General features: G+C 36.2%; 22 protein-coding genes. 18 read left to right on the top strand and 4 right to left on the bottom strand.

Going from position 1 to position 17,911, the window contains the following annotated elements; genetic code table 11:
- Nucleotides 1-105 precede the first annotated feature (105 nt).
- The 18 genes from AC1ECB_RS23395 to AC1ECB_RS23310 all read left to right on the top strand — a co-directional run bounded on the left by AC1ECB_RS23395 (nucleotide 106) and on the right by AC1ECB_RS23310 (nucleotide 14,848).
- Complete coding sequence (locus tag AC1ECB_RS23395) at nucleotides 106-912, top strand: hypothetical protein (protein ID WP_485666048.1); 807 nt, start codon at nucleotides 106-108, stop codon at nucleotides 910-912.
- Between the two features lie 264 nt (nucleotides 913-1,176).
- A complete protein-coding gene (locus AC1ECB_RS23390; RefSeq protein ID WP_485666047.1) occupies nucleotides 1,177-1,638 on the top strand; it encodes a hypothetical protein in 462 nt (153 codons plus the stop codon).
- Nucleotides 1,635-2,102 carry a hypothetical protein gene (locus tag AC1ECB_RS23385; RefSeq protein ID WP_485666046.1) on the top strand — a complete coding sequence of 156 codons (468 nt, stop codon included), beginning with the start codon at nucleotides 1,635-1,637 and terminating at the stop codon, nucleotides 2,100-2,102. The genes AC1ECB_RS23390 and AC1ECB_RS23385 overlap by 4 nt, the downstream gene beginning before the upstream one ends.
- A gap of 53 nt (nucleotides 2,103-2,155) precedes the next feature.
- Nucleotides 2,156-2,455, top strand: a complete 300-nt coding sequence (locus AC1ECB_RS23380; protein ID WP_485666045.1) for a hypothetical protein — start codon at nucleotides 2,156-2,158, stop codon at nucleotides 2,453-2,455.
- A gap of 342 nt (nucleotides 2,456-2,797) precedes the next feature.
- The gene (locus AC1ECB_RS23375; RefSeq protein ID WP_485666044.1) at nucleotides 2,798-3,337 is read left to right on the top strand and encodes a hypothetical protein; all 540 of its coding nucleotides are present in this window, start codon (nucleotides 2,798-2,800) and stop codon (nucleotides 3,335-3,337) included.
- Between the two features lie 123 nt (nucleotides 3,338-3,460).
- Nucleotides 3,461-3,940, top strand: a complete 480-nt coding sequence (locus AC1ECB_RS23370; protein WP_485666043.1) for a hypothetical protein — start codon at nucleotides 3,461-3,463, stop codon at nucleotides 3,938-3,940.
- A 21-nt stretch (nucleotides 3,941-3,961) separates the two neighbouring features.
- Nucleotides 3,962-4,297: a hypothetical protein gene (locus AC1ECB_RS23365; protein ID WP_485666042.1), complete on the top strand. Its 336-nt coding sequence runs from the start codon at nucleotides 3,962-3,964 to the stop codon at nucleotides 4,295-4,297.
- Between the two features lie 38 nt (nucleotides 4,298-4,335).
- Nucleotides 4,336-5,109, top strand: a complete 774-nt coding sequence (locus AC1ECB_RS23360) for a Zn-ribbon-containing protein (protein WP_485666041.1) — start codon at nucleotides 4,336-4,338, stop codon at nucleotides 5,107-5,109.
- 56 nt (nucleotides 5,110-5,165) lie between these two features.
- A complete protein-coding gene (locus tag AC1ECB_RS23355) occupies nucleotides 5,166-5,723 on the top strand; it encodes a hypothetical protein (protein WP_485666040.1) in 558 nt (185 codons plus the stop codon).
- Between the two features lie 44 nt (nucleotides 5,724-5,767).
- Complete coding sequence (locus AC1ECB_RS23350; RefSeq protein ID WP_485666039.1) at nucleotides 5,768-6,115, top strand: DUF2019 domain-containing protein; 348 nt, start codon at nucleotides 5,768-5,770, stop codon at nucleotides 6,113-6,115.
- Nucleotides 6,116-6,146: 31 nt separating this feature from the next.
- On the top strand, nucleotides 6,147-6,599 hold the full coding sequence (locus tag AC1ECB_RS23345) for a hypothetical protein (protein WP_485666038.1): 453 nt from the start codon (nucleotides 6,147-6,149) through the stop codon (nucleotides 6,597-6,599).
- A gap of 517 nt (nucleotides 6,600-7,116) precedes the next feature.
- Complete coding sequence (locus AC1ECB_RS23340) at nucleotides 7,117-7,569, top strand: hypothetical protein (RefSeq protein WP_485666037.1); 453 nt, start codon at nucleotides 7,117-7,119, stop codon at nucleotides 7,567-7,569.
- A gap of 427 nt (nucleotides 7,570-7,996) precedes the next feature.
- Nucleotides 7,997-8,410 carry a CDI toxin immunity protein gene (locus tag AC1ECB_RS23335; RefSeq protein WP_485666036.1) on the top strand — a complete coding sequence of 138 codons (414 nt, stop codon included), beginning with the start codon at nucleotides 7,997-7,999 and terminating at the stop codon, nucleotides 8,408-8,410.
- A gap of 74 nt (nucleotides 8,411-8,484) precedes the next feature.
- A complete protein-coding gene (locus AC1ECB_RS23330) occupies nucleotides 8,485-9,003 on the top strand; it encodes a hypothetical protein (RefSeq protein WP_485666035.1) in 519 nt (172 codons plus the stop codon).
- A gap of 400 nt (nucleotides 9,004-9,403) precedes the next feature.
- Nucleotides 9,404-10,690 carry a tyrosine-type recombinase/integrase gene (locus AC1ECB_RS23325; RefSeq protein WP_485666034.1) on the top strand — a complete coding sequence of 429 codons (1,287 nt, stop codon included), beginning with the start codon at nucleotides 9,404-9,406 and terminating at the stop codon, nucleotides 10,688-10,690.
- 374 nt (nucleotides 10,691-11,064) lie between these two features.
- On the top strand, nucleotides 11,065-12,912 hold the full coding sequence (locus AC1ECB_RS23320; RefSeq protein WP_485666033.1) for a DEAD/DEAH box helicase: 1,848 nt from the start codon (nucleotides 11,065-11,067) through the stop codon (nucleotides 12,910-12,912).
- Nucleotides 12,913-13,332 (top strand): hypothetical protein, encoded by a 420-nt coding sequence (locus AC1ECB_RS23315; RefSeq protein ID WP_485666032.1) that lies wholly within the window; start codon nucleotides 12,913-12,915, stop codon nucleotides 13,330-13,332. It begins immediately after the preceding gene.
- Between the two features lie 355 nt (nucleotides 13,333-13,687).
- Complete coding sequence (locus AC1ECB_RS23310) at nucleotides 13,688-14,848, top strand: hypothetical protein (RefSeq protein WP_485666031.1); 1,161 nt, start codon at nucleotides 13,688-13,690, stop codon at nucleotides 14,846-14,848.
- 149 nt (nucleotides 14,849-14,997) lie between these two features.
- On the opposite strand, the gene AC1ECB_RS23305 is transcribed toward AC1ECB_RS23310, so the two are convergent.
- From AC1ECB_RS23305 to AC1ECB_RS23290, 4 genes are all read right to left on the bottom strand, one after another.
- Entirely contained in the window at nucleotides 14,998-16,209 is a 1,212-nt protein-coding gene (locus AC1ECB_RS23305; protein WP_485666030.1) for a tyrosine-type recombinase/integrase, read from the bottom strand.
- Nucleotides 16,199-16,405: a hypothetical protein gene (locus AC1ECB_RS23300; RefSeq protein WP_485666029.1), complete on the bottom strand. Its 207-nt coding sequence runs from the start codon at nucleotides 16,403-16,405 to the stop codon at nucleotides 16,199-16,201. Before AC1ECB_RS23300 ends, AC1ECB_RS23305 begins: the two co-directional genes overlap by 11 nt.
- Before the next feature lie 392 nt (nucleotides 16,406-16,797).
- On the bottom strand, nucleotides 16,798-17,295 hold the full coding sequence (locus AC1ECB_RS23295) for an ImmA/IrrE family metallo-endopeptidase (protein WP_485666028.1): 498 nt from the start codon (nucleotides 17,293-17,295) through the stop codon (nucleotides 16,798-16,800).
- 77 nt (nucleotides 17,296-17,372) lie between these two features.
- Nucleotides 17,373-17,768: a helix-turn-helix domain-containing protein gene (locus AC1ECB_RS23290; protein WP_485666027.1), complete on the bottom strand. Its 396-nt coding sequence runs from the start codon at nucleotides 17,766-17,768 to the stop codon at nucleotides 17,373-17,375.
- Nucleotides 17,769-17,911: the final 143 nt, after the last annotated feature.

Below are 17,911 nucleotides of genomic sequence, written 5' to 3'. Positions count from 1 at the left end.
CGTTCAAAGAAAATCATGACTATTACATTTGAGATTAGATCAAATAAACGGGACTGAATCCGACAAACGAAACCGAACTAAGGGGGAATTAGTCTGACGGGAGAATTGCAACAGATAATAACGCTGATAACATATGGGAATGCATATATAAGCAGAGGCAAAGATATTGCTAATATTAGAGATAATTTAGGATTTCAATACTGTAATAATGTGACGTTTTATAATAATTACAAACGGCTTTTTATTACTCGGGAAAAGAAAATAGCTAATGATCCTTTGGAATGGCTGCGTTTTCTGAAGAATAATAAGTGCTTAGAATTAAAATTAAAGTATTACTCAACGCATAATCCAAAATTTCCTGATTATATATCATCCGCTTTTGTAGGTGGTGGGGGAACCTGGCTGATATGTTGTAACTATGAGAAATATGCAGAGTACTGGAAAGCTAGCTGGGTGGTTACTGATAGAGATAATCCTACAAAAAATATCTGGTCAGTAAGATATTTAAAGCACCCTAAAAAGTTCGACAGAGAAAAACCCGGCAAGGCCAATTTCGAGGAATTACACAAAAAACTTATTAGCATTTTAGTTCATACTAGAGACTTTGCTAACGATCAGCAAGTAGAACAGTTTGCAGCTATTTTTAACAATGCTATCGAAATATTAAAAGGAAAAAATGATATAGAGATAGCAAATAACACAATTATTAACAACTATTATTCATTAGAGGCTAAAAGAATTTATTTCGCTGCGGATAGTGCGTGGGTTTTTGGGGGAATGGGTTCTTGGAATGACTTATATTTTGAGAATAATGATCTGCATAAAAAATATATTCAATTATCCACAGAATTATATGCAGTCGTAAATGAAAGTTTGGTAGGAGTTGTAAATTCATTTTACGAAAGTAATTGATAATTACATAGGAGAGTTATGAGGCCGTTAGAGCAAATATTGAAAAAATATATAGAAGCGTGTATAAAAAAAGAAGACTCTCTTAAACGGGGAGCCCCCAAAACAGGGAATAAGCAGTAGCGAATAATGAGTTTAAGCCATTTAAAATGATAAACGATTTATTTGATAAAGAAATAACGATTTTAGATTGGCGGTTAATGTGTGAACAAATCGGAATATATGAAATAGCATTGGTATGAGAGCTTCATTCAAAGGGGGATACTTTTGTTATTTAAAGAACTTAATCAATATGAATATCTGTTTTTGGATAATATCCAAAAAGGTGATGGGAACGAACTAACTATACAATTAACGGTCGGTAAGATCAGTGAGAAAACAGAAGACTTGGTTATAAATGGTGTACCTATTCATGATCTTAAACCAATCATTAAAGATAATATATACATTAAAATAACCTTCCCATCTTATATTGCTTATAACGTTCGTTGGGAGTCATACACGACTATGAGTGATTATGATGTATATGAAGGTAGGAAAGTCCGTGAATATTCTAAATCACGTTATCTGGAATATATCAAGAATGACACCATTGCTTCTGACGAGTGGCCTGGGAAACTAAGGCATTTTGGCTTTTGCTGTGAGTGGGAAGTTATTGATATTGTGTCTACTGCTGAGCCGGCGGTTGTTTTTCACCCGTCAAATGCAGAGGGGAATATTAATTTATGAAATGGATTAACAAAAAATCTGTTTGCTTAGTATCTTGGGGCATAGCTGAATACTTGGCAGCACTTGAACGTAATTATAGTCCGAACTTTAATGCGTATATTAAGGATAAATTTAGTGATGTTGACAACGTTACCATCCTCTTTATAGGAGAGTTACCGGAATGTATTCTGATTATTAGTATTTTCTCCATGATTTTTATAACTATTGGCTACGTAATACTAAAATATGTCCTCTCGTATCCCAAGTTATTTCCGGTTATAAGAATTGCAAGCGGCCTATTATTTCTTGGTTTCTATTTTTGGATATTGGAGGGCCTCTATTATCATACTTTAGAAATGATTAAATGGAATTTCTATTTCTCGGTTGTTCCAGAAGTTATACTTACTGCCTATTTCACTTTGGTATTATTAGAGGTTTGGCATTTGTTACAAATACGATCGGCTATAAATAATAAAATGAAATAAAGAGAAGGTGATGGACGCCTTGAATTTGTACATGCTAGATTTGGGGCATATCTATGAATTTAGTAGAAGAAAAGTTTTTGAAGAAGGCGATTATTCGCGGTGGGGTACATATGTACAATGCTTCTGATGCAATTGATGTAATTGCAATGTGCGAGCAACTCGGGTGGCGAATATTAGGTATTGATTCATTTACAGTTATGAATAATCTAACACGGCCACTTATGGAGCATACATTGGATTGTAGTATAACTAAAAATGAACAGGGTTATTGGGATGAGGCAAAAAGGTTCGTTGAAGAACGTGCCGATTTTGACTATTATTTTGAAATCGTTTATGACAGTGAACGCAAATAAATTTAAAGATGTTGGTAGACCAACGGTGATAAAATGAAAATCTGGGAGAGTAGAAAAAAGAGAGAAGTAATATTGTGTGGGAAATGGAGAATTGGCGGAGTTATTTTAAAGGAAAAATGCGAAACGTGCAATTATCCTTTAGTGTATTTTGAAAAATATGACTGTGAGTTTTGTCCTAATTGTAACGAATGGGTGGGTCATAAATGTGGAGATGTAAATTGTCCGTTTTGTAGTAAACGCCCTGAAACTCCATTCCATGAATTTTATAAATAATATTCCTAAACCCATGTTTTCCCTAAAGAATATCTTGAACCACGTATTGATTAAGTTAGATGGACATAAATGGAAGGGATAGTTGAAAAAATGCAATTTTCCATGGATTATGGCGATACAAATTTTATCGGGTTGGTTAATGCAGAAAGATATAAAGCATATGTTGATGAAGATTGGAACTTAGATATGTTACTGCAACATTTTTCTAATGAAATGAAAAGTGGAAATATATTAGTATTCCAAATGACTGACGAAGGCATTGAACATTCCTGGAGGGTGGAGACGAAAACAGAATCCGAATCAATAGATCAGAAGTGTTATAGAAAGGCAGAAGGCTATATAAATGTAACTGAGAATGAATTATATGTGGTTGATTATGACTGTCTTACTATGGCTGCTCAATTTAAAAGTGAAAAAGTGCCTGATGATAACTGTTCAAAATATAAAATTAAAATTGAAAATGGAGTATATAAAGTCGATATTATTCAATTTTATAATGCAGATAAGGACGAGTATATTGGGGCGGGTAAAAGCGATATTCTATTTAACTTTACAAAAGTACCTAATTTCCAACAAATAGCGGATAAAGTCTTGTGGTGCACTTTTTAAACAACTAACACGTCAACGGACTGGCTTGAGCATTAGTAATGAAGTGGAGAAAAACTATATTTAATGGCATTTAAGGTAAGTATAACTATTTCAAATAAATGTTTCTGAAGAAATGAGATCGAGATGAGAAAGTTAATTAAACTTATTACATATATGATTGGATCTTTGTTTATATTTGTAGTGTCACTTTTTATCTTTATTCCATTACTCAATGATTATAGATTATTCGCTTTTGCGCAGCAGCTAAAAACTTTACCGCAGACCATTACGCTGGTTGAATCAAAAACTATCTGTGGAAAATTAAATGGTAATGGTAACGGTATGGATTTTTTAGCATGTATATTAGTTAAATCTGATTTGTCACTAAGTGAAATACAACAATATTATAATGGAATGAATTTTCGAACTGTGCAAAATGATGCAAATCATGAAGTTGCAAAACAAGTTCTACATGTTAAAGGTAATAGACTAGAAACCGAGTATCTTCAACATGGTAGCATTTCGTTTGATACACTTAATACTTCTCAGGCTTATTCTAAATATTATATAGTGCTAATCTACGACGGTGGATATTCAGCAGATTTTGATATCAGAGGGCACTGATTAAAAAAACGGAGTGTTTAGATGATTAATGAAATTTTAGAGTTTAATCGGTTATTGTGCACGAAACTTGAGCCTACTTGGCTAAGAAGAAATTCAAGTTATTATAATCTAGTATCATATGTTAATAATTTGACTTGTTTATTTATTGGCGAGCAATATGCTGATGTGGCATTATTTATAAGAAGAATCGATTCTGAGTTAGAACGAGTCATAATAGAATATGACCTTTCCTATGAATACTTTGGAATCGCAAGAACATATATTCAAAGAATAACGGATTATCTATTATTGAATAATCTTCTTTCAGCAGAGACAATGAAGCTTTTACCTGAGAAATACCTAAATCATACTTATTAATGAATTTTGACAGTCCCAAAATAGGGGGATGTTTAATCATGGTTGTAGTAGAAGGTGTCTTTAAACCCATCATATCTCAGGATCCTGAGCAAGTACAGGAAGTGATTGATCTTTTATTAGGCGCATTACGGATGCATGGGCAGATTCTGGGGCGAGAATTTCCCGTCGTAAGTGTTGAAGAAAGATATCGGACATTTCTTCTTGTACCTGAAGAGAATTCTTTAGATAAGTGTATAGCAAACACATATGTCCTGAAATGGCTTAATAAATTGGAGCAGTTAGGCATCGAATATTCTTGGAGAGTGTTGGGATCGGAGCCATATAGTAACCATATATGCAAATGTGAAAAACCAAAATTTTATATTTTATATACGACGTATTTGTCACTTGAATCTCCTATTCGATGTGGTCAATGTTTTGGGAGTATACCGCTGTATCGATTGCCGGCAACTAGGGATGGTGAATACGTGGATATCATTACATGGGAAAGCGACTATAAAGCATGTGACACTCTTCAAATGAATTGTAGTACTGGGGAACGTTTTGGCATTTCTCAGCTATCGAAACATGATAGTAGTTTAGCAACAAGAGGAAGAGACGTTTGTAACCGAATAACTGTTGCTACTGGAATACCCACATACTACTACCTACTAAAATCAAACGGTAAGGGCTTGAAGGCAGAACAAGCAAGGAAATGTCCATCGTGTAACGGTGAATGGTTACTTCGAGAACCACTTCATGGACTGTTTGATTTCAAGTGTGATAAGTGTAGGCTATTATCAAATATTGCATGGTCAGTTTCCCAAAAATAATAATAGAGGGTAGAAATCTTACATATATTCGGCCTTACTACTACTTCTTATGTTAGATGGGAGTTGATAATATTATTGTTTTAGCAGAAAGCAAAATAGAAATTTGCGCATTGATAAGTAATTCAATTGATAGCTTTACTCGTGACAATCCTAATATACAAATCGCTACACTAGGTTTATATTCATGCCCTTGGGCCGGATGGCTAACAATAAATTTTGATACGCAAAATCACTCTAATAACTATGTAGATAACTTAAAAGAAAAGAATGTTCCCTGGTTTGGCCAAGATCGTTTCGGAGTTTTTTGCAACAATTGTCCTGATTTTGATTATGTTGATTATGCTCATATTAACTTTTCAGTTTGGCAACAGCAGTATGAGGCAGAAGAAATAATTACCGTTAAAAATTGCTTGGACCAAATCGTTGAGGTTAACCCATCAATTGATGGCGATGAGGAACTCAATAAAGTATTTTGTGACTACTACATTGGAATTTTAAAAGAACTAGAGAAAGAACGACTATTTGACAAGTTAAATCAAGAGCAAGTACTTAGATTAGGAGTACAAATACTAGATAGTTCACTTGAAGAATTCTGGGTATATCAAAGGGGCTAAGGGTTAACACATATAAAGAAATACTTTTTGAATGGGGGCCAGCTATGAGGTCGTTAGAACAAATTTTGAAAGAATATATTGAAGCTTGTATAAAACAGGAAGATTCCCTAAAGAGAGGCGACTCTAAAACGGCTAATAAACAGTATCGAGTAGTTAGAGATATTTGGCGTGATTTGAAAGCAAATTCTCAGTATGGAATTGAAAAACTAATTCCTTTTTTAGAGCATCCAAATGCAAATGTCAGACTAAGTACAGCTTTTTGCTTAATTCCGATATTGCCGGAACAAGCAAGAAATGTCCTGGTAGAGCTGGCGGCTGGCAGGGGACTTGTTGCATTTAATGCGGAAATGACTTTGTCAGAATGGGATAAGGGAAATTTGAAGTTTGATTAAATCTTTTTAGGCGTGAAATAAAGTAATAGATATGTTCAAAGATGAATTGATTAGTGAGTATATTATGTGGAAAAATGCTAATCCGCAGAATTTCAGCTGGTGGAATTATATAAATCTAAAGTCGGACTTACAGACCGCCTTGGGTTTTGCCAAATTCTTTTATCCTGAGGTCTTGGAAATAGATGGTTGTATTTTATTAAAGGATAAATTTTCGAAAGAACTTTATGAGTTATGGCGAAGTGAATGTAATGGTGAGAAAACCTGTATAGAAAAAATGATGAATCTATATCAATTGCGAGATTTCTTTCATCTCAATACTCAAGATGATGGGAATCTAGATGCCCAAATCAAAGCTCTTGGAGATGTTCTAACTTCATTTTGGTCCATGAGCTTCCAGAATAGGTTTCCTGATAGGTTAATTAATGTAAAAGTGTTTGAGGAAGAGGACGGGGAGTTATTTATTACTGTATTTGAAGAGATATAATCTCAGGCGAGTCATGACAATACTGGGTTCGAAAGGAATACTTAAAAGGATGAGGGAGATAGGACAACCAGCTTTAGGTAAAGCGGGCTTAGTCCTTTTGTTCAATGTTTTTATGTCATTATAGAGCAAAATAATTGTGATGTTAAGTGGGAGCAAGAAGGCGTATAACAAATGTGAAGATGTTGCCGTCCCCTTGTATTCTTTAAACCAGTAGAGAACCCGCCTGTTATGGATATACTTGATCATTTCGAATATGAATTATCGTGGGAAGATCTCTATATAATCGCAAGCGAAATTTATAATAAACTCATAGAGATAAAAAATGATTTTTCAGGTTGCGAAATATGTTGCGGTTCGTTTCGAGAAGGAATTCTAAAATAAAATAGACGAGTATAAAATTTTGTTGCAAGAACTCCGGAATAGGTATGAAAACTAATTGCCGTGCTGAAACGAAAATACAAATACGGGGATGAAATAATTGAGTAAGATATTCAACAACTATATTATGAGGGAGCAATTGAGGGAGATAGAAAACATACCACACATAGAAGTTTCTAACGAAAAAGTACAGAAATTACTTTCATCAAAATTTGTCGAATGGGATGGGTGCATTTTGCTGGAAGTTCTTAATGATATAAATGATCTTGGTACCCACTTTAAGCCTAATAAATATTTCCAAGATAGAACGGGGTATGAAGCTTTTTGCAATCACATCCATGTAAATGATTATTTTCCAGAAGCTGAAGAATGTCCACCTCAATCACTAATATTAGCTCTAAGAATATTAGAAGCTTGGGAATCTAATATTAAAAAGCAGTTTCAATGTATGAGTTTTCATTTTATATTAAGTCATGATGAGTTTGGAAGTGTTCTCCGTTTTCACCAATATAGGCCTGAAGAAGGGACATGGCTAAATATTGATAACATAAATAGTTATATAGAAAACGGGGTAATGCTAAAAGAAATTTAGGTAATTCATTTGCGATATTCTCTGAAATCCAGCCAAGAAGCTTACTATAGGAGGAAAGTGGATATGCCTGATATAGAAGCTATTATGAATTTTATCAAATCTGAAGACGGTGCAGGAAGAGTCCAGTTTTTAGTGGCTATAGACCAGCACATTTAGTTAAAGAAGATTATCTTACAACAGGAGTTCATCACTATTATGATAGGAAAAAAGTTAAATTAGGAGAAGACGTACTTGGTACAATAACGTTCATTTCTCCTGAGGTATATCCTAATTGCTTATGGGTTGGCAAAGTGATAAAAATACAGGAAGGTGCCCATATTGTCGGATATGCCAAAGTGACAAAGATATTTAATACTATACTTGAAGCCAAGTAAGTGGATAGGGTATGAAATTCGGCTAATTTATCTAAATATAGGGCGGGATTTTAATGAATTTAACTCTATTTGAAGAATGCATTATCTCTCTGAGAACTGATTGTAAAACATATAATGCTAATGAAACAAATCAAATTTTTACTTCTATGATTAACCAATTCCCTATGACTACATGGGGTAGAATAGATTGGGACTATACAGGCCTTCAATGTGAGATAGTTGAGAAAAAAGACTTAAAAAAGTGGTTAATTAGTATGTTTAAGAATCTAGATATGAAAGTGTTCATATTGTGGGATGAAGTATCTTTGCCTGCGGTAAGTACTAATCTAAAGACGGTTCTTGATGTTCTTGATGATGTAATAGCAGTTAGCTTTGATACATGGATCTTTTGTTCTTCAGCTAAATTTGTGATCGAGTTTTATCATGAAAGTGAAATCAAAATTGGTTGGCAGAAAGCCTCTTCGTGATAATCACAACAATCTTTCTGCGATAAATAAAAGGCAACTGACGGGAGTATTAAATGAAGCAAGTTGGGTAGAAGATGGAGATGTTTAGTTGGCGTGTTTCAAAGTATAATCCAATATATCGTGACGAATTGGGTAGATATGAAAAACTTGAATGGACATCAGTTTCCGAAATTGGGGCTATTTTTGAGGGGCGTAGATTTACTAAGAATAATTATATTAAGGTTGAAGACGCATATATTGATGCAATTGTAGCGTTTATTAATAGCACCCAAATAACAGCCCTGTCAGTAAAATGTCTCGAAAAGCGAAATAGCCTAGATGGAGAACATTTTATCTATTCAGATGAGACCATTAACTTATATCAAGCTTTAAAAGAAGGCGATGTTCTAACTGTGAGAGAAATAAAGTTGTTAGCCAGAATGATTTTGCGTGAAGTTCTATGGTGCAAGCTTGAGAAGAGTGGCGCTATGTTCGTGCATTTTGGTTATGATTATTATATGTATATTGGGAGCTCGCAACCTTGCGAAGATGCTATCGTGAACACTGTTAAGAAAGGACTCTTTGTAGAAAAGCATGTGTCACCATATGTCTAAACGCTAACGCTAGCAGACATAATTTAAAGGATCGCCTTTTAGACATAATTGTTATCGGACGTAAAAAATAGATGGTACAATAAACTCAAAGGTCTTGTGCTAGATCGCCTGGGATGTATAATTACAAGTAGATAATATAGGAAAACACAAATATTAATAAAAATAATTCGAAAAAACGACAGGAGTATTTCTCCCGTCGTTTTACTCATTTATTGGCAATTTGTCCAATTTGTCCAGTGATTTTAATGGTTATTTTAATAAATTTTTATTTTGTCCAAGCTGGAATTTAATTTGTCAAATTTTGTCCAAACCCCAGAAGTCACGTCATTACTGGCTTCATCGTATTTTTGGCAAATTGTCCAATTTGTCCTATATATAATTTTTTAAAGGAGTGATTTTAATGGCAAAGAAGCGAGGTCATGGAGAAGGATCGGTATTTGAAAGAAAGGATAGGCCGGGTACATGGAGGGCATCGTTCACATTTACTAATCAAGCAACTGGTGAAACTGAAATTAAAACCTTTGACCGAGGGAATCGGAGGGAGGCACTATCTGCGGGGCGTAAATGGAGAGAGCAAAGAGAGAAAGGCTTGCTCCCAGAAGCTGATAAAATTACATTAGGTGAATGGATTGATACTTGGCTGAAACAGTACATAAAGCCTAATGTGAGAATAAAGAGCTATGACAAATATGAAGGGTGCTTGCTGCAGTATGTCAAACCCAAACTAGGTAAGATGCTTATGCAGCAGGTAAGGGAAACACAGCTTACAACTTTGTTTAATGAATTGCTGGCCAGTGGGGGAAAGAAAGAGAAGGGCCTATCCTCTAGCACGGTAAAGGCCACTAGGCGTTATCTGAGCATGTGCTTAGAGCAAGCGATTAAATCAGATATGCTACTAAAGAATCCCGTTAAACAAACCAAGCCTATTAAGCTCGTTAAGGCGGAAATTCAAACATTGAATGAAAGCCAGGCTGCGGATCTGATAGCAGCGGCTCAGGCGAAAGTACAGGAGGCAGACCAGGCGTATGCCATACGGGCTGCAAAGGCAGCGGAAAAAGCAGCTAAAACCGGTAAATATGCTCAAGTACCTATGACGAATATCGTTTATCACAGTACATACATGGCTATTCTATTGGCGCTAAATACTGGTATGCGGTTGGGTGAGATCTTTGGTTTATCCTGGGATGCTGTTGACGTGAAGAAAGGCATTATTTACGTCAAAAGGGCTTTAGTCACAAGCATGGCGGGTGTTAAATTTGAGGAGCCGAAAACCAAAAGCTCAAAGCGGCAGATTCCCTTATCCGCCGATGTAGCAGCAGAATTAAGGAAATATAAGACGCGGCAGGACTGGCACAAGAACCTTCTAGGCGATCAATGGGGGCCTCTTAATCTTGTGATAACCGGTGAATGGGGCCAGGTGTTTAATAATAGTAATTTTACTTCACGCTATTTTAAGCCGCTAATAAAGCAGATAGGTGCTGTTGATAGCTTCAAATTCCATGATCTGAGGCACACTCATGCAACATTGTTACTGTTGAAGGGAATACCTGTTAAAGTGGTCTCAGAGCGGTTAGGTCATAGCACTGTAAGTATGACTCAAGATACATATGCACATGTACTGCCGGAGATGCAGGCTGAAGTCGTGAAGGTGTTGGACGGGATGTTTATTAGGAAAATCAATGGTTAGCGGTAGTAAGTTTGGGTAGTAATCTGGGTAGTAAAACGCAAAAAAACTATCTGAAAACGGTAGACTTAGTAAAAGGGCAAAACCAGATAATCCTTGATTTTATTGACTGGTTGTAACTGAGTAGATAAGCAAACATACGTTTTACCCAATTCCCAAGCCGTGGGTCGCGAGTTCGAATCTCGTTGCCCGCTCCAGTTAAATCAAGCCTTCTCAGACATTCTGAGAAGGCTTTTATCATTCTTGGTGTGCAATTGGTGTGCAATAAAAAGAGTTTGATTCATATATAATAAGATTTTGTTCAAGTCTAGGAAGGGTTTTAGAGCAGATTGTAGAAGTTTTCTCATAGTAAAACGATATGGTGGGAGTTGATCTGTTTGGCATATTTTAATGATACGGTAGTTAATATTATTAATAACAATAAATTAAGAGATCCTCAGATCGAAGCTTACATTAAGATTAAAGAATATTTTGACAATAATCCGGTCGGAGAAGCTTTAGTAGTTTTGCCCACGGGTACGGGTAAAAGTGGATTGATCTCTATAGCACCGTTCGGTGTTGCTATGAAAAGGGTTTTAGTTATAACTCCTGGTTTAGTTACTAAAAAAAGCGTTATTAAAACATTGCATCCACTTGAAGATAATTTTTGGACAAACTATGATGTACTCTTTGATCCATCTGATGTGCCAGTCGTTGAAGAATACGAGCCAGGTATGTTATATTCAAGTTTGGAAAAGTGCCACTTCGTGATTGCAAATGTACAAAAACTATATGAAAACAATCAAAGTTCATTATTAAATCGGGTACCGAACGATTTTTTTGACATGGTCATTATTGACGAGGCACACCATGCTCCAGCAAGATCATGGAAGTGCGCTTTAGAGTACTTCTCATGCGCAAAGAAGCTACACGTTACAGGTACTCCATATAGGGGTGACAAGGAAGAGTTACCTGGTGAGTTAATACATAATACTCCTCTGTCCGAAGTAATGGCTTTAAGATATGTAAAGTGGTTAAGAAAATCAACCCTAAATAATAATAACTTGTATTTTTCAATACCCGGAGACGATAAGAAGTATACCAAAGATGAAGTTTTAGGTATTAAAGACAAAGAATGGCTTGAAAGATCGGTTGCTCTCTCAAAAGAGTGTTCTGAAGATGTAATTATCGAAAGCATTAAACAATTAGATTTGTTAAAGAAAGCATCTCCTCAAGTGCCACATAAGGTATTGGCAGTTGCATGTAGTATTGCTCATGCGGAAGATCTTGCGGAATGGTACACGAAACAGGGGAAACGTGTAACTATTATTCATAGTCATATGTCCTCCGATATATTGGAGCAAGCATTCTTAAAGATAGAAGACCACCAATGTGAAGTTGTAGTTTCAGTTAATATGCTTATGGAAGGTTATGATCATAAGTATTTAAGTATTCTTGCCTTATTTCGACCATATAGAAGTTTAAATGCATTTGCTCAGGTTGTGGGTAGAGTTTTAAGGGCTATTCCTGACGGTGAGATTACTGACTTTGCGATTGACAACAACGCGGTAGTTATTTATCATGAAGAAATTGGGCTAGATCTCATGTGGGCTGTTTTCGCAAAAGAAGTTGATAAGAGTAAAAAGATCCCTGTAAAAGAGTATTCAATTTCAGATCGTGAATACAAAAAAAGGGCAATTGTATATGCATCAGTGGAGAAAGATGATTACTTTGTGAGTGGTCAAGATTCGTTTTTACCTGACATTGACTTTAATAAAATGTTTGAGGATGCACGCGAGGCAATAAATAAAGAGGTTGATGAAAGGGTTAAAAAGTTTAGAGATGCTGGATTAACAGAAGAAGAGATTGAGATAGCTAGGGATGCATTAAGAAGAAGGACGGCAGTAACCAAAAGAAATGAAATAGAGCAACTCTTACTATCCAAAAGGCCGGAGGAATTACGAAAAAAGACCCGAGAGTATTTGTATAAGAGCGCAAATGAGGCGGCACAAGCACTGTTAGAGGAAAAAGGGATTGATCCTAAAGCGAGCACATTATACTCTAAATTTAAAAATACAATCTATAATTTATCTTCAGACCAAAACAATGACGCGATTTTAGTTCGATATATTAACACAAGAGTATCAAAAAAATACGGTCCAGTTCAAAAAAGAGAACCGGAGATGCTACTAGAGTCTCAGAAGTATATGTATAGTATACTAGAAGAGTTGAGGAGGATGATATAAATGAGTGATAAGGTTATAAAGAAGATCAATGATTTAATTTCTATTATGTTGACGGGTGGAGTACAGCCGAGCGAGTTGGCTGATAATATTTTTGTTGATTCATACATAAAAGTTAGCTATACAAAAGTGAACGGTAATGTTGTAGGCGAGCTAGTGTTTGAAGAAGAGGTTAATAATAGAACTACACTGAGGTATTATTATGATAACCAGAGAAAAATAGTACTAATTGAAGAAGAAGTCTTTAATGTTAAAAGAGTTATTTGGGATAGAAATCATCACGAAACTGAAATGATTAACGAGATAATAAATATGATGCACGAGCAGTATTCTTTGGAACAAATTAAGAACTTTATATCTACACTACCGGATGAGTTGAAAGATAAATTAGAACAGGCTTCGGCAGAGAAGCGAGCTTCATAATCTTATTTAGAAATTTGTATTCCTCCTGGTGAATCACTAATGATTCAAGCTATGATTGTTGAAAAATACGTGAATAGTAAGACCGCCAGTAGTCATGGTGGTTTTTTGCTATTTTCAAAAACGCATTTACAATTTTATCAGCTATGCAATTGGATTTTCAGAGATGTCATATCCATATAATCAAAAGTTAATAAATGTCTTTAAATACTGTGAAGGCACAATTATGATTATGCAGGAATTAGGCATACTTACAAGAATATGATCAACAAGAAAGAATTACAATAGCTTTAAAATCAAGTTATACTAATTTGAATAACTATAATTGTCAATCATAATATAGAGCGGAGAAATTCACTTGAATAAGAAATATTTTTATATTTTTCTGAGTAGTATCCTTGTTGGCTTGGTTGTTTTGCAATTAGTTGATGGACTTGGTGTGGTGGCCATTACAAATACGAGTGAAGTTCTAACGGTAGTTTTTGGATTAACATCAGGAATCTTAACGCTTGTTGGGCTAATTGCTATTTTTGTATCGATAAATAGTCAGCATGCTGTACACAAGAGTAGGGAAATAATCTGGACTTTAATGAATTTAGATGGAAACTTTGAGAAAGATTTGCGAATCAATGCTGATGAGGAGAATCAAAAAACTGAAAATGCGATTATAAAAAACTTCAGACTATACGAAAAATTAACAACTCCAACCAGCGATATAACACAAAGTATTATAGATATTGCATGTGTATCATTAATCTCAGTTGGGATTATATGGATTGGTTGTTTACTGCCGCTATTTTATACGTGGAATAAGCCCGATTTTATTTTAGTTTTTTTAGTGACTTTAATTGTAATTATTTTGTTATTTATGTTTTTGCGGGTATTAAAAAAATTACGTAAAGTAACAGAAATAGGATCACTCCCTGAGGTTCAAGAACTTCTTAATACAATGTCAGATAGAGAAGATATACCTTCTCTTGTTCTTGCTGGAATGTCAATGCAATTATTGCTTAGTTCAACAAGGGTAGTTGGCCCCAATTCTCCTCTATATGACGAAAAATATGATCAAAGATTACTGGATTTAGCTGTTACCCTTCCGGTTCCCTTTTTTAACTTTAAGATGCGTGCTACAGCGGTAGATGAGAAAGAAAAAGTATATATGTGGCACAGTCCTGAGGTTACTATGGAAAAAGATGCAGAGGAAGAGAATCACAGAAAACTTGTAATATGGGATTGGTTCTCTTCCTTTAAGGCAAATGTTGAAAATACATATGTTCGAAGTGTTACATATAAGTTAGGTTCTATTCCAATGCCTGAAGAGCAAGGTAGTTTTTCTCTTCGAATTTACATGGGAAATCGTAAAAAAGGATTAATTATCTATTTTAATACTATAACCGTACAAGAGATTAATGACACGTGCATTTCGAAGGCTATTTTTCGAACTCCATGTCATGTATCTAGAGGCCTATATTTTGATTTGGATCAGCTACGAGAGATAGTAAAAAAAGAGATTGATTAACATTAAATCTAGAAGAGTGTGATATATATATAATTCTGACCGCCTATCATTCCTACTAAAAGTTGCTTTGTTTTGCGAGAGTAAGACTGCTCTTATGCGAATACTGAAGAGACCGCCACATTGGCGGTCCTTACTATTTCAAAAAAGCACTATTTCAAAAAAGCACTTGCAATTTTATCAGCAATCACTTTAGAGTTTTCCGGTATGGCATGACCGTAAATATCAAGAGTAGTAGATACTTTAGCATGCCCTAAAACACGGGATACATCAACAATGGGTACACCAGATGCTAGCAGGGTGGTTGCGTAGGTGTGCCTTATAGCATGGAAATTTCGGGACAAGAAAGGTTGCCAGTCCTTCTTTTGCCGACACTCTTCAAGCATAACTTCTAGTTTCTTTTTGGTTTTTTGCGGATTGCCATCAAATTTATTTTGAGCAAACTCAGCATCTATCTGGATACGGTTCCATGTGCGAGTAGTAAAGTTTTTGGGGTGCAGAGGCGTGTGAGTAATTGAAACAAAAACAAGATCGTCATTGCCAGGGTGCTTTAGGCGACTTTCATTCCAAGTTTTGCGATATTCTTTTAAAGCTGCGATTGTTTGAGGCGGGAGAGGTATCTTGCGTTTTCCTTTTTCTGTTTTCGGAGGCTCAAAAATGATGCCTTTTTCGTCTGACATTTGGAGATTTTGGCAGACGCGAAGAACGCCATTTTGCAAGTCAATATCCCGCCAACGGACGCCTAGTACTTCGCCTAGGCGCATGCCGGTTGTAATCGCCAGCAGGATGGTGGGGTACAGTCGAAAGCTTTTTGCGGTATTAAGAATAAGATCAATCTCTGATGAGGTAAAAATCTGTATTTCATCACGGGTAACCCTGGGAGGCGTAACAAGATCAGTTGGGTTGATTTGCAGAAATTTATTTAAAACAGCTTGCTTTAATGCGCCATGAATAAGATTGTGTACCTTTTTTCTGGTCTCACTGGCAAAACCTTCTTCTTCCATGTTGTTGTAAAGGGTTTGCAAATGAACAGGTGTTACCTTTTGAATAGGTATATAGCCAATATCCTCAATGTGGTTAATTAAGGACTTATTTCGTTCGTAGGTACGTTGGCGGACGTTGGGGCGGGAGTAGGTCTCCACCCAGGTAATAAGCCAGTCTTGTAGGGTCAAAGATGACGGTTCAATATGTTGGCCGCGACCAACCAATAAACGCTGCTCATTGAGCCAGTCTTTAACAACTTCTTCGTCTTTACTAGCCTTAGTAAGTCGTTTGCCGGCCGGAGTTAGAAGCATAGCTCGATAGAGCTGTTTCACTTCATCAAAATAGAAAGATCCTTCTCCATTTGGGCGCTTATTTGCCATTAGAATCACCAGAGATAGGGAATTCTCGGTTGAAACGTTGTACGTCTTCTCGCTTGCTGAAGTTAAATAGGGGGATTTTCTTTGAAGCACTAAGTGAATACCCAGTCAGTAAGTCATTAAGCGCCTGGTGAGTTTCCTCGAACTTTGTTTCTGGGAGCAGATCAATTAGGGCATGTAGTTGGTCGCGAGCAATCATCGGGAATTCCTCCTTTGTTGTTGCCTTTTCATCATTTTGGCTTTATCCAGGTTTTTTTGCCTCAACCCATGTGGGTGTAATTTGTGATCAGCAAGCGCCTCGGCATAAAGGCTTTTACAAATCCGTAGTACAGACTTTATTGAGTCAACATCTAATTCTCCGGTATGGGAAATAGACAAAAAGCCGGATGGGTCACCTCTAAAATTTCCCCATAGTTGCTTTAGTTCTGGATCATTAGGGAGCGCTTGCTCAATTTGTTGACTTAGTGGAGTAGTTGCTTTTGGATGAAGATAAGAGTGTTCCAAGATAATCAATCCTTTCTTTAGTACGTATGTTCGGATGGCAAGGCCAAAAATTTACCCCAGGTGGGGATAGCGAGATAATCGGGGTATTTAGCTATTTGGTGGTTTCCTACTTCGCCGTCGTAGATCCTTAATTCTATATTTTAATGCCTCCTCAGACACGCCCATGCACCGGGCGGCTTTTTTTATGTCTAAACCTAATTTTGCAAAGTATTTTATTTTATCTAATGGCATCAGCAGTTCAGCAGCAAACACATTCGCCTGGCGTTCTTTAGGATCAGTAGCCTGTCCATAAATACGAGTGCAGAAGAATGATGGCTGGTACCAGCGGTGCATTAAGTAATGTCCTAACTCATGTGCCAGGGTAAATAGACGCCTAGTTTTAGGGAGTAATGGGTTAATAACGATTATGTACTTACCATTATCATTCCAGAGCATACCTGTGAAGCGATTATTCCCCATCGGATATTCATCTATTTGCACACCATAATCCTCGCAAATCATAGTAATCATATCTGCCGCCCATGGGCAAGCGGCCTTATAACGTTCATAATGCGTTTGTGCAAGTTGAATTGCTATATCTAGCATACTTACAACCCCCTTACAAACATACGTTCTAATGAAAAGGTAAAAATTATTAACGGGTCATTACTCCGTTAATAGTTCTATCGCTGGTTTTTCTTTTGTTGTAGTTTAAAACGAAAATACTCTGACAAGTCTTCCATAATTTCTTGTCGGTCTTTAGGTGTAAGGTGAGGGTCTAACCGAAATTCACCGACTACAGTCTTCATAAAATCTGTTACTTCGGGGTCGTCTATGGCTTTGATGCCGACGCCAGGTTTGCGCTCATTGGTGCGTCCAAGAAGGTAGTCTACGGAAACATCAAAGTAATTTGCTAGTTCACTAATTATTGTAGCATGCGGCAATCTACCACTTTCCCATTGGGAAACGGTGGACTTTTTCATTTTAAATAGTGCCCCTACGTCTTCTTGCCGAAGGGGTTTGGATTCTCTCAAAGCTTTCAGTCGACTACCAAATTGCTCATTTATACTGTCAGTCATACCTCAACCCCCATTGTACTAATGGTATCACAATTTGTGAACTATTCAATATTTGTTCACAAAATAGAAACATTTTTGAATTATATAGTTGACGGTTCATGGATTGTGAACTATACTTTGGTTAACGGTGCGTGAACTTAATG

The sequence above is a fragment of the Sporomusa sp. 246TCP1 genome (genome assembly GCF_057319775.1).
Note: the sequence above shows the minus strand (reverse complement) of the source record. Positions and strands in the feature narration are given on the sequence as shown.